General features: G+C 33.5%; 13 protein-coding genes. 3 read left to right on the top strand and 10 right to left on the bottom strand.

The window, feature by feature from the left end; genetic code table 11:
- Positions 1–12: 12 nt before the first annotated feature.
- From PQF96_RS17560 to PQF96_RS17525, 8 genes are all read right to left on the bottom strand, one after another.
- Complete coding sequence (locus tag PQF96_RS17560) at positions 13–891, bottom strand: DUF4846 domain-containing protein (RefSeq protein WP_109438693.1); 879 nt, start codon at positions 889–891, stop codon at positions 13–15.
- A 13-nt stretch (positions 892–904) separates the two neighbouring features.
- Positions 905–1,618 (bottom strand): NADase-type glycan-binding domain-containing protein, encoded by a 714-nt coding sequence (locus PQF96_RS17555; protein WP_271767630.1) that lies wholly within the window; start codon positions 1,616–1,618, stop codon positions 905–907.
- Positions 1,619–1,732: 114 nt separating this feature from the next.
- On the bottom strand, positions 1,733–3,040 hold the full coding sequence (gene nqrF / locus PQF96_RS17550; protein ID WP_109438695.1) for an NADH:ubiquinone reductase (Na(+)-transporting) subunit F: 1,308 nt from the start codon (positions 3,038–3,040) through the stop codon (positions 1,733–1,735).
- Position 3,041: 1 nt separating this feature from the next.
- Entirely contained in the window at positions 3,042–3,758 is a 717-nt protein-coding gene (gene nqrE, locus PQF96_RS17545; RefSeq protein WP_109438696.1) for an NADH:ubiquinone reductase (Na(+)-transporting) subunit E, read from the bottom strand.
- Positions 3,759–3,769: 11 nt separating this feature from the next.
- Complete coding sequence (locus tag PQF96_RS17540; RefSeq protein ID WP_271767629.1) at positions 3,770–4,462, bottom strand: NADH:ubiquinone reductase (Na(+)-transporting) subunit D; 693 nt, start codon at positions 4,460–4,462, stop codon at positions 3,770–3,772.
- 3 nt (positions 4,463–4,465) lie between these two features.
- Positions 4,466–5,221 carry a Na(+)-translocating NADH-quinone reductase subunit C gene (locus tag PQF96_RS17535; protein ID WP_271767628.1) on the bottom strand — a complete coding sequence of 252 codons (756 nt, stop codon included), beginning with the start codon at positions 5,219–5,221 and terminating at the stop codon, positions 4,466–4,468.
- Between the two features lie 2 nt (positions 5,222–5,223).
- Entirely contained in the window at positions 5,224–6,450 is a 1,227-nt protein-coding gene (locus tag PQF96_RS17530; protein WP_271767627.1) for an NADH:ubiquinone reductase (Na(+)-transporting) subunit B, read from the bottom strand.
- A gap of 4 nt (positions 6,451–6,454) precedes the next feature.
- Entirely contained in the window at positions 6,455–7,810 is a 1,356-nt protein-coding gene (locus PQF96_RS17525) for a Na(+)-translocating NADH-quinone reductase subunit A (protein WP_109438700.1), read from the bottom strand.
- A gap of 414 nt (positions 7,811–8,224) precedes the next feature.
- Between PQF96_RS17525 and PQF96_RS17520 the strand changes: the two genes are divergently transcribed.
- The 3 genes from PQF96_RS17520 (at position 8,225) to apaG (ending at position 11,114) form a co-directional block, all read left to right on the top strand.
- Positions 8,225–9,493 carry a type IX secretion system plug protein gene (locus PQF96_RS17520; protein ID WP_271767626.1) on the top strand — a complete coding sequence of 423 codons (1,269 nt, stop codon included), beginning with the start codon at positions 8,225–8,227 and terminating at the stop codon, positions 9,491–9,493.
- A gap of 78 nt (positions 9,494–9,571) precedes the next feature.
- Complete coding sequence (locus PQF96_RS17515; protein ID WP_109438702.1) at positions 9,572–10,726, top strand: DUF3667 domain-containing protein; 1,155 nt, start codon at positions 9,572–9,574, stop codon at positions 10,724–10,726.
- 1 nt (position 10,727) lies between these two features.
- Positions 10,728–11,114, top strand: a complete 387-nt coding sequence (gene apaG / locus PQF96_RS17510; protein ID WP_109438703.1) for a Co2+/Mg2+ efflux protein ApaG — start codon at positions 10,728–10,730, stop codon at positions 11,112–11,114.
- Here the strand turns inward: apaG and PQF96_RS17505 are convergent.
- Positions 11,107–12,102, bottom strand: a complete 996-nt coding sequence (locus PQF96_RS17505) for a DUF6695 family protein (protein WP_271767625.1) — start codon at positions 12,100–12,102, stop codon at positions 11,107–11,109. The two genes, apaG and PQF96_RS17505, sit on opposite strands and share 8 nt — an antisense overlap.
- Before the next feature lie 24 nt (positions 12,103–12,126).
- Entirely contained in the window at positions 12,127–12,843 is a 717-nt protein-coding gene (locus PQF96_RS17500; RefSeq protein ID WP_271767624.1) for an NRDE family protein, read from the bottom strand.
- Positions 12,844–13,159: the final 316 nt, after the last annotated feature.

Here is a 13,159-nt window from a genome sequence, read left to right as displayed (position 1 = left end):
ATATTGTAAAAATTACTTAAACCGAACAAATATTGCTTTATCAAAATAATAACTAGGGGTATATACAGGTTCATTTTTATCAAACCTATACCAGGGAGAAAATTTAGTGTTTTCAAAATTTTTAAGCAAACAAACATTCTGCGCTGGTGTGTTTCCTTGAGCCAGAAGATACATTCTATCCCCATCTGCATTTTGGATTTCGTCTACTACGATTTCAATATGTCCTGGGGAACCTGGTTTAACCAACATATCTCCGATTCGAACATCCTTAACTTGTATTTTTTTCAGTTCATTATGCATCGACATTGTTCCTGCATAGGTATAAATCAGATTTAAGTATGTATAGAAGTTTGCTTTGGAATGGTTGGGACTTGCTGTTTTGTGAAATGTTACTTTATTTCCTTTTATTTTAGGTCGAAAACCTTCTGCATATTTGATCCACGAACAATAATGTCCAGAAGTAAAATTAAACCCTATTTTATCTTTTTTGTTTTTCTCCCACAAATACTCTGATCTTATCCTCATTAATGCATCTGCACATTGTTGCAATCCGTTAGACGGAACAGGAACTTCTAAAATTGCGTCATGCCAATCTTGTGCAAAATACTCACTATCGTCATAATTAATAATTTTACTCCCATAAGGTTTTAACCTATAATGACGAAGATACTCTTGAAACGAGCCTACAGCATACTTAACTCTACTATATCCTTTGGGAACAATAACTCTTGTTGATATAGAATCTCCTTTAGTATTAATATAATCAGCATCTGTAACCACATTACTTACAACTGATTTTATGTGGTTAGTTACCATTTTACCTTTTGATGTATTTCTAAATATCAAAAACAAAATGACTATTATAGTCAGAGATATTATATATTTTTTCATAACATCAGGATTATTAATTCTTTATTTTTTGATATTCTTCGGGAGAATAGCTTTTGATTAGTTCATTAATTTCATAAAAACTCATTTCAGAAATACATGTGTCATTATATATCGCTCCAACATTATCAACTTCCATAATTTCGAATTCTATGGCCACAAAATCGTTATACCCCATATGCTGAATATAATTTTGGCTAATATCAATATATACAGGAGAAATCGAAACTTTAGATAAAGAATCTCTTCTAAAACTCACATCTTTCCATTCATCAATTATATATTCTGAATCTCCCTCTTTTCCTACGGTTCTGATAGTAATATTAGCAACTCTATTATTCTTATACCAAATTTCTTCAGATTTTAAATATCCTGGAACTACCCTAATTGCATAAGGCAAAGCATTTTTATCCTTAAAAGTAATCCGAATTTTTTCTCCAATACCAGCATTCAAAGCACCTTCAACCCACGCGGTATGGTCATTGTTATCAATAAGATTGTTTTCTGAATAATTTTGATTTTTATTTCGTAAAACACTAGAGGCTTTGCAAGTATCTACTATCAATTGCTTTAACGTATATTTATTATAAAAAGCCCCATCAAATTCAATGATATTAACCAAAGAGTCTCTGGATATTTTTATGTTTTGGGAATATAATGTTGAACAAGTTAATAAACCAGTGCACAGAATTACAAATATTAAAACCCTAAGAATATCATATTTCATCATAGAAAACAGATTTATCCAAAAATAAAAAAACCGATATAATTACTTATACCGGTTTCCCGTGAATCATTTATATATTTTCTATACTTAGAAGAAAATATTGATCAATACTATATTTTACCCTCCAAAGTCATCAAATCTGATATTCTCATCTGGGATACCAAAATCTTCACCCATTTTTTGAACAGCTTTGTTCATTAATGGTGGACCACAGAAATACAGTTCAATATCTTCTGGAGCTTCGTGATGATTTAGATAATTATCTATAACACAATTATGAATAAATCCTACAAATCCATCTCCCTCTGCATCAATATCTGCTTTCACTTTCCAGTTATCTTCTTCCAAAGGCTCAGAAAGTGCAAGGTAGAACTTAAAGTTAGGGAAGTTTTTTTCTAAGTCATAGAAATGATCCAGATAAAACAACTCCCGCTTAGATCGCCCACCATACCAATATGTCACTTTACGTCCAGTCGATAAGGTTTTGAATAGGTGATATAAGTGAGATCGCATTGGTGCCATACCTGCACCACCTCCTACATAAAGCATTTCTGCCTCAGATTCATTAATAAAGAACTCTCCATAAGGGCCAGAAATAACTACTTTATCTCCTGGTTTTTGAGCAAAAATATAAGATGATGCTACCCCAGGGTTTACATCCATCCATCCATTCTTTGCTCTATCCCATGGCGGAGTAGCAATACGTACATTAAGCATTATTTCTCTTCCTTCTGCTGGATATGAAGCCATAGAATATGCACGCTCTACCGTTTCGTCATTTTTCATAACTAATGGCCAAAGACCAAATTTATCCCATTCTGCCTGGAATTTATCTGGAGTCTCATGCTCTTCTGGATGGGCAGTAATATCAATATCTTCATACTTAATCTCACATTGTGGGATTTCGATCTGAATATATCCACCCGCTTTATATCCCATATCTTCTGGAATACGTACTACAAATTCTTTAATAAAAGAAGCCACATTGTAATTACGAACTACTTCAGCTTCCCATTTCTTAATCCCGAATACCTCTTCCGGAACTTCGATATTCATATTTTGTTTTACCTTAACCTGACAAGCCAAACGCGCTCCATGTTGCAATTCTTTTCGTGAAAAATGAGGCGTCTCTGTAGGTAACGCTTCTCCACCACCTTCTAATACGTGGCATTCACATTGAATACAGGTTCCACCACCACCACAAGCAGAGGGTAAAAATATTTTCTGAGCTCCCAAAGTAGATAATAATGTCCCTCCTGAAGCTACTTCTATTTCTTTTTCACCATTAATGGTAATCTTTACTGGTCCAGATGGCAGTAACTTATCTTTTGCAAATAATAAGATTCCTACTAAAACAAGAATCAGCACCAAAAACGAAATAATCGTTATTGCTATTGTACCACCGGTAGATGCTAAAAATATCATATTATTTAAGTGTTGTAACGTTAGTATTTTCGGCTACTTCTTTTGTAGTCTCTTCTTTTTCGACTTGAACTGATTTTGTCTCTTTTTTCTCCTCTTCATCTCCACCAGTTAACATTCCACCAAAACTCATAAAACCAATAGCCATTAATCCCGTAAGAATAAAAGTTATTCCTAACCCTCTAAGAGGAGCGGGCACATTAGAGTATCTGATCTTTTCGCGAATTGCCGCAATCGCAAGAATTGCCAAGAACCATCCGATTCCAGATCCGATTCCATAAACTCCAGCGTGAGTAATTGTTGCAAACTCTTTTTGCTGCATAAACAAAGACCCTCCCAAGATTGCACAGTTAACAGCAATCAATGGCAAAAATATACCTAATGAATTATAAAGTGATGGAGAAAATTTCTCTACTATAATTTCTACTAATTGTACCATTGTTGCAATGGTTGCAATAAAAAGTATAAAAGTCAAAAAACTTAAATCATAATCTGCATATTCTGGCCCTAACCACACCAAAGCTCCTTCTCTAAGAATGTATTTGTCTAATAAGAAGTTTAATGGTACTGTTATTGCCAATACGAATATTACCGCAGCTCCAAGACCTACTGCTGTAGATACTTTTTTGGAAACAGCAAGGTATGAACACATTCCTAAAAAGAATGCAAATACCATATTATCTATAAAGATCGATTTTAAAAATAATTCTAAATATTCCATGTTTCTTTATTTTAATGATCTTCGATTAATGCCTTATTTTTACTTCTCTGGATCCAGATAATAATCCCAACGGTAATTAACGCCATTGGTGCTAATACCATAAAACCATTATTTTCGTATCCCAAAGCATACAATCCTGTTTTTTCTATAGGATCTCCTAACACTTTAGCTCCGAATAACGTCCCTGATCCAAGTAATTCTCTAAAGAATGCCACAATCACTAATAAGACTCCATATCCGGCTGCATTTCCTATTCCGTCTAAGAAAGATTTCCAAGGTCCATTACCTAAAGCAAAGGCTTCAAAACGCCCCATAATAATACAGTTCGTGATAATCAAACCAATAAATACAGAAAGTTCTTTACTTAGTGTATATGCAAAAGCTTTTAGCACCTGATCTACTACGATTACTAGTGCAGCTACCACAACCAATTGAACAATAATTCTAATTTTGGATGGAATGATATTCCTCATTAAAGAGATGACTACATTTCCTATTCCTAAAACAAAAATTACTGAGATTGCCATAACGATGGATGGCTTTAATTGCGCTGTAATCGCTAATGCAGAACAAATACCTAATACTTGTATTGTAATTGGGTTATTATCAGCAAGAGGATCTGTAAGTAATTTCTTGTTTTTCTTTGAAAACAAAGGCTCTTTAGGCTCTTTTACTTTAACTTTTTCTTCTGTTACTTCAGCCATTTGTTATTTTTTTAAAGTTTCGAAATAAGGTTGATACATCTTTATTCCTTTCTTTACCATTGCCGTAACGCCATCGCCTGTAATTGTTGCTCCAGCCATGGCATCTACTTCATTATCACTTTTATCCACATTTTTAGGATCTGCATTTCCTTTTTTCACAGTAATTCCTTTATAGTTTCCTGAAGCATCTAAAATGCTTTCTCCTATAAAATCATCTCTAAAATATGCTTCCTTTATATTTGCTCCTAAACCTGGTGTTTCTCCTTTATGATCAAAGAACGCTCCTTTAACTGTCTTGAATTCTTTATCTAAAGAAACATAACCCCAAATCGCATCCCAAAGACCATTACCTCTCATAGGAACCACATAGTATTCCTGACCATCTTTCTTCCCTATAAACAAAGGCATTTTTCTCTGGTAATTAGGATCTTGCTTAACTTTATCGTTTTCTTTTTTTACCTCAATACTAAAAGCATCACTTGTTTTCTCTGCAGAACTTCCAGTAATAATATACTGTTCATCACCTACATATTTATCAAACAACTCCTGAGCTTTTTCTGTTGGTACAAATTCATTAGAATCCTCTGCATCTGCAACACCCATTGCAAATAAAATATTCTGTTGTTTTTCTGTACGCTTATTGGCATCTATTCTGTCTTTTAATGAAGATGCAGTAAATGCTAATAATGAACCGACCACAACTACCATTGCAATGGCAAATATGATCGTATATGAATTTTTATCTGTATTCATCGCCATGATTAAGCCGTTTTTAGTTTTAAACGTTTCATTCTTTTCTTGATATTACCCTGAACCACATAGTGATCGATCGTTGGAGCAAATACGTTCATTAATAGAATTGCTAGCATTACTCCTTCTGGATATGCTGGATTGAATACCCTAATCAATATAGAGATAAATCCAATCAAGAATCCATATATCCATTTCCCTTTGTTTGTTTGCGAAGCAGTTACTGGATCGGTAGCCATAAATACAACCCCAAAAGCAAAACCACCTATAATTAAATGATGCCAGAATTCTGTACTCATCAAACTATAGAATTTACTTCCTTCACTAATCCATTCTGCGCTTACAACTCCGTTAAAAATTAATCCCATAGCTAATGCTCCAAGAGCTGCACTTGCCATAATTCTCCAGCTTCCAATCTTGGTAAAGATCAAAAACAATCCTCCTAGTAAAATCAATAACGCAGAAGTTTCACCTACAGAACCAGGAATAAACCCTAAAAACATATCAGCAACTGAGTATGAAATTTCTTTTCCTTGTGCCAAGCTTCCCAGGACAGTTTCACCTGATATTGCATCTAACTGTGCTCCACCGGCTATCTCGTTAGCTCTTTCTACAGCACCGTGTACCCATACTTTATCTCCAGACATCCATGTTGGATAAGCAAAGAACAAAAATGCTCTTATAGTAAGGGCTGGATTTAGTATATTCATACCTGTTCCTCCAAATACCTCTTTACCAATTACTACTCCAAAGATTACTGCAACTGCCAACATCCATAATGGTGTATCTATCGGAACGATTAATGGTACTAACATTCCTGTAACCAAATACCCTTCTTCTACTTCGTGTCCTTTTATTACTGCGAATAGAAATTCTACTCCAAGTCCAACTCCGTAAGAAATAACAACTAACGGCAATACCTTCCAAAGTCCTACAACAAGATTATCTATTGACCAGAATCCTGCACTAAAAAACCCGTTAGCTACAGCTTCTATTTCTCCTTCTGCAAGATGATGTTGATATCCTGCATTAAACATTCCAAAAATTAAACATGGTAGTAACGCCATGATTACAGTATTCATGGTTCGTTTTAAATCATCTGCTCCACGAACATGAGATCCAGAATGAGTAGTCTCATTAGGCAAATACAAGAAAGTATGGATTGCATTGAATGCAGGGGCCATTTTTTTGCCTTTATATTTAAGTTTTAGTTTATGTAATTTATCTTTTAATCCCATAGCACTATCCTATTTCTTTTAACATTAAGTCTAACCCTTCTCTTATGATTTGCTGATGTGGTTGTTTAGAAACACATATAAATTCAGTCAGGGCAAAATCTTCAGGAGCAACTTCATACATACCTAACTGCTCCATTGCATCCAGATCATTTACCGCACAAGCCTTAAGTAATTGTAATGGGTAAATATCTAAAGGAAATACACTCTCATAGTTTCCAGTAACTACAAATGCTCTATGTTCACCATTTGTATTAGTATTTAGATCGTATTTTTTATTTGGAAACAACCAAGAAAAAGTAAGCGCTCTAGACGGTGATATTTTATTAAAAACAGGTTTATTCCATCCAAAGAATTCATAATCATCTCCTTCAGGAATTACCGTTATACTACTATTGTAATATCCAAGATGACCATCGGGCTTTACGTTTTCACCGGTAAGAACATTACCACTAATCACTCTAATATTTCCTTCATCTATAACTCCAGAATTGTACACTACAGAAGCTACTTCAGCTCCTATTTTGGTTCTATAGTACTTAGGTGTTTTAACCGAAGAACCTGCCAAAGCAATTGTTCTTTCTGCATTAAATTTCCCTGTAAGCAACAACTCTCCTATAATCAAAAGATCCTGTGGGCTTATTGTCCAAACTACTTCTCCTTTATTAATAGGATCTATCTTAGCTATTTGCACACTTACATTTCCTGCTGGATGAGGACCTGAAACCCTATGAACTGAAATATTATTTAAACCTGCTAATGGAGAATTTCCATTTTTCCCAACAGATACATGAACATTTCCTTTGGTTAGTTTACTTAATGCCGTAACTGCTACCTGGAGTTCATTCTCTTTCCCTGTCAACACATAGTCATTATCTGCTTCAAGAGGAGCTGTAGTGTAACCAGAGATAAAAATAGCTTTTGGAGTAGCGTCAGGATTTGCAATGACATCATAAGGACGTTGCTTAATAAAAGGCCAGCATCCCGAAGCCAATAAGTGTGCCTTTATAGCATCACCATCCATAGCATTTACATCTTTTGCACCAAAGTCTGCATATTGCTGTTCTTTATCTGCTAGAATTTTGAAAGCTAAAATCTTTCTTTTGGCACCACGCACTATTTCCAAAATCTCTCCACTTACTGGAGAAGGAAAAAGCATATTTTCATTAGATTTTGAGTGAAAAAGTGGTTCGCCGGCTTTAACTTCTGTCCCTTGTTTGGCAATAACTTTGGGGATTATACCGTGAAAATCGTCAGGCTTAATTGCGTAAACATTACTTGTAGTGGCATTTACAGTAACTTTCTCTGCTTCGCCAACAAGCTTAATGTCTAAGCCCTTTCTGATACGAATGTCTTTTGACATATTTGTAGTCTATGTTAATTAACTAAAAAAATCGTGCAAATTTACTAATTAAAACACGTAAGTGAAAGCAGGTTCTGTTATAAGATTTTATTTATAACGTTTCTAAATAAGTGTTTTTTTGAATCAAAAAAACAACATCTACTTTATGAGGCAAATATACAATCTCTTACCGTATCCTTTATCACATACATTTCATATTTCTTCAAATTTAAATACCACTATCCAAATAATTAACAAAACAATATCTGTGCATCCATATTTAAATTACCAGTCAAAAAAATAAAACAAAATTGAAAGTTCATCTCACAAAGAGTTTTGGAACAAAAAGAAGTAAACACATTTCCTTTAACCATCTTGCAGGCAATAAAACTCTATTCTATTTGTTTATATTTACACCTGAAATCATTATTTATAATGCCAGAAAAACTTAAACAAATTTTATTCTTTTTTATATTTTCTATTGCGGCTTGCTATACCTCTTATACTCAGTCCATAATCAAAGAAACTCCTGCTGCAAGTCATATCAACACCATTCAATTTCTTACTGATGCAGAATTCGCGGGGGTACCTATTTTAAAAATAGGAGAACCTATAAGTATTGCTTTTGATGACACTACAGGAGATGAATCGGATTACTACTATAGAATAAGTCATTATAATTTTGATTGGACTCCTTCTGCTCTATACAAAAATGAATACCTGGATGGATTTGACGAAATTAGAATTGTAACCTATGAAAACTCATTCAATACGCTACAAATGTATAGTCACTATACATTAAACATCCCTAATGAAGATACCAGAAGACTTAAAGTAAGCGGAAACTACCTAATAGAAATCTACGACGACGATGATGAAGTCGTATTTTCAAGGAAATTTATAGTTTACGAACCTCTTACTACTGTAAAAGTATACACCAAGAGATCAAGGGACTTAAAATACATCAACACAAAACAATCTGTTCAATTTGAAATAAATTCTGCTAGAGAAATCCTAAGAAACCCCAAACAAACGGTAAAGACCTTAGTCATGAAGAACAATGACATTAACAGAGGAATTACCAATCTAAAACCTCAATTCACCATTGCAGATAAACTCGTATATAAATACGATCAGGAATCCAGTTTTTGGGGAGGAAATGAATTTTTATTTTTTGACAGTAAGGACATAAGAGCTTCCACAGTGAGTACCCGAAGAATTGAACTAGATGGAATTTACCACAACTATTTATATCCAAATATTGTAAGAGCAAATAGAAAATACACCTATAATCCAGATATTAATGGAAATTTTGTGATTCGAAATCTTGATGCAGAGGATAATAATGTTGAAGCTGATTATGTTTGGATGCATTTCTTTTTGGAATGCTATGAACCTCTCGACGGTGGAAAAATTCATCTTTATGGTAATTTTAATAATTACACCTTAGACGAATCTACTCTTCTCGAATATAATGAGAAAGACGCCATATATTACAACAAAAGACTATTCAAGCAAGGATTTTATAACTATAAGTATGTATTACTTAGACCAGATGGAACTATAGATCCTGGATTTATAAGTGGCAATTTTGATGAAACCGAAAACGAATACACCGTGATACCTTATTATCGTGCCCCGGGCGCACGTTATGACAGAGCTATCGGAAAAGGCGTAGCTAACTCAGCAAATATTACAAACTAAAATAATTCCTAATTTATTTTTTGGGATTGTAATAAACTCCTCCTATTTTAGACCCCTACCGGCTAAACAACTAAAAAAATGAAAGAAACGGGGAGATTTCTTAAAAAGTACAGAGGAGACGAATGTCTTAACTGTGGAGTTCCTTTGGACATTATAGATAGATACTGCAATCATTGCGGACAAATAAACACCAATAAGAGATTATCTCTTAAAGATTTTTTTAGTGAGTTTTTTGCCAGTATTTTTTCTTATGATTCCCGATTAAGACACACTATAATTGCATTACTTTTTAAACCTGGAAAAATCTCAAAAGAATACATTCAAGGTAAACGAGTAAAATACGCTAATCCATTTCGATTCTACCTTAGTGTTTCTATCATATTTTTTATCATTAATGGTTTATTTATTGATTTTGATGGCTATAGAACAGAAATGGAAGATAAAGCTAAATTCGGAAAAGAAGCCATCGATGAGATCAAAGAAAGTATCAAAATGGATGATTCTACAAAGCAAAAAATTAGTGATCAAATATTAACAACTAATGGCATCCCTGAATCTGAAAAAGATAAAATTAGCCAAGAAATCCTAAATGCGGATGGACTTTCTTTCTTAGATATTGAGGAAGATACTCCCAAAGAAGTTGTCTATTATTCACAAGAGCAAATCGATAGTATCGGATTCTTTAAAAGAGGCTTTAAACTTTGGGCAATGTATAGAGATTATTATAAAAAAACAGAAGAGAAATCTACGTATAGAGCTTTATCAGAATTAAAACATAAAAAAAACCAACTTAACAAATACGTTTATCACAGAGTTTTAAAAACCAAATCAATAGAAGAAAACTATGGGCAAGAGTTTTTTGAATTCATATTTAACAAATTACCTTTTATAATTTTCTTCTTCCTGCCATTTTTTGCTTTAGGCATTTGGCTTTTATACATTAGAAGACCTTTCAATTATATGGAACATCTAGTTTTTATATTCCATACGCAAACCATGTTTTTCATAGTAATTGGTCTCGCTATTCTAATTTCTAAAATCTCAAACGTCAATGCATTTTTTAATATCGCAATGCTTGTTTTCTTATTTTACCTGTATAAAGCCATGCGAAAGTTTTATAATCAAGGGAGAGGTAAAACTATTGTTAAATTTCTGTTAGTGAATGTATTATTTTTTATATTAGCAGGTGTAGGTTCTGTACTAACTTTAGTAGGATCCGTGTTTATATTTTGATATGGTTCAACAAATTACCAGAGGTATAAAAATTTCGGTGGACACCACCTTTGAAGGCACGTTCTATAAGAACTACAAGATTCACTTTGCCTTTGGTTATCGCATTACTATTGAAAACCAAAGCAAAGATTCTGTGCAGCTCACTTCACGTTTTTGGGAGATCAAGGATGCCCTTAATAACACCGAAATTGTCGAAGGCGAAGGAGTAATCGGAAAAAAACCTGTCCTAAAACCCGGAGAATCTCACTCTTACAATAGTGGATGTTTACTTAGCTCACCTTTTGGAGCAATGAAAGGACATTATAATATGGTTAATTTTACATCTACTCGAAAATTTCAAGTAATGATTCCCGGTTTTAAGTTAAGCGCCCCTTTTGCACTTAATTAGTAATAATTTCTACCTGTTCAAACCTAAATCTTTTCTCATCTTGTTCTATGTGACAATATTTACAGTTAGAATCATATACAAAATGATGCTCTTTGGTGATATCAAAACCATCTCTTGTTGCTCTAAACAATCCTTTAAAATCCTCTTCTCCATATTCGGTATATCTTCTGATTTCAAAAAGTTGTTTTTGCAAAGATTCCTTGATTATGAAATATGCACTACTTCCAATCCCAGAAAGAAAATGAGCATCTTTTAAAAAATCTAGCACCACGACCTTTTTCTTTTCTTCAAATGGCGGTATTTTTTTATCAAAATAATTAGTGAGATTTTCCCTGAAGACCGAATTTGGATACTCCACAAGAACTCCCTTTTCTACTTGGTATATCTTATTCTCCATAGATCCTTTTTCAACATTCCCCAAAGGACTTGGAGTAAATAATTTATTTCTCAACAAAGGAGTTCTTATTCTAGAATTATCGGTACTCTTCAAAATTGTATCTGTAACTATTCTTGAGCAATTGCTCCCTTCTTTTCTAAAAGTAGAATACGGGATACTTCCTCTATCCTGTGTTTCTAGAACATATTTTTTTGCTTTATCGTAGAAAATATAATCACATACAGACGCCACCAAACGTCCACTGCCATGAGTTTTTTCAGGATGCTTTTCTAACCATAACAAAAATTCGTTGATATTAGCCAATTTACCACCTGTAGTAAACGTAGCTTTAAATGGTATCTCCAGCTCTACATCTGTAATAGCACTCCTAACCCTTCCTTTTCCGTGAGGTGTTATATATCGTCCAAAATCATAATATTCTGCAATACCAGTTTTATTTTCGATAAGCACAAAAGCTGCGTGCCCCGCCTTAATAACTCCATTCTTACCCAAGCCAAACAATTGTAATAAACTTGAAGCATTTTTTTCATCAGAAAAACGAACAAAAGTATCGGGAAACGCAAGCGAAATTATTTTGCCTGTATAGTTCAATCTTCTTAATTTAAAATCATCTTTCTAAGCCGTTATCGCTTCAAAAACCACAGTACTTACTTCTTTATTTTGTAGATTTTCATATCGCATAGAAAGCTCTTCTTCTTTTTTTACGATTTGAGTAATACTTCTGGTTTTTAAAAAACCTCGATCGATTTGCAGATCTACATCTTTATTTCCTATTCCAGCATTTTTATGAAAATCCAAGAGGGAATTTGATGTCAATACATTCTGGCTCTCATAAGCAGAAAACCATTCTTTACGCATAGCCTTCATCTCCTTGGTATACAAAGTAGAAGATGACCATATATGCATTTCTTTCTTTAACCTTTTAAAATGTTTTTGTTGTCCATCCCAGACAAATTCAAAAAACAAAAGGTCAGATTGCCAATTTGCAGCCACAATAGTAAAAGGCTCTATCCCTTTACAATTATAGGCCAAAATTGCTTCTTCTAAATGATCTGCTTCTAGCAAATCTTTAACAACAACACCTCTACTTTGTCTATACGACAAAGATCTTTCATGGATTTCAAAACCTCCATTAAGCAAACATATCATTGTATTCTTATCACTCACCCCTATCCAAGTGCCTCCGGCAACGGCGTCCTTTGGGAATAACATTCTTGTTTTATTCACCTGATAAAATTCAGGAAGTAATGTTTTTCGATTTATGGCCTCATCACGATTAGAGGTAAGGATAAAATTATTTTCTTGAGTTGGAATTAACGTAACTGTACACATAAATTTTGGGTCGCCTAAATATCTCACAACTTACAAAAAAAATTACATACTCTACACCTTTATAGCTCCAAAAGGTTAAGTTCGTTTTTCTTTAACTTTGTTTACCAACCTTTAACATCTTTTTCTTATGGATGTAAATGTTATACCTTTTAAAACAAAGGAATCGACAGAAGAATTTTACTTATTTTGTGTGTTTTTTTTGCATAAAAGGTTAAAATAGATTTTAGCCATCATAATTTTTTATCTTTGCAATCCTAAATGACTAACTCATTTTGAGAAACACATCTTACTAATTTAAATTATAACACATTACATT

This window comes from Aquimarina algiphila (assembly GCF_947494415.1).
In the GTDB taxonomy this organism is placed as follows: Bacteria; Bacteroidota; Bacteroidia; order Flavobacteriales; family Flavobacteriaceae; genus Aquimarina; species Aquimarina algiphila.
The sequence above is the reverse complement of the archived record's forward strand: the minus strand, read 5'-3'. Positions and strand labels throughout refer to the sequence as shown.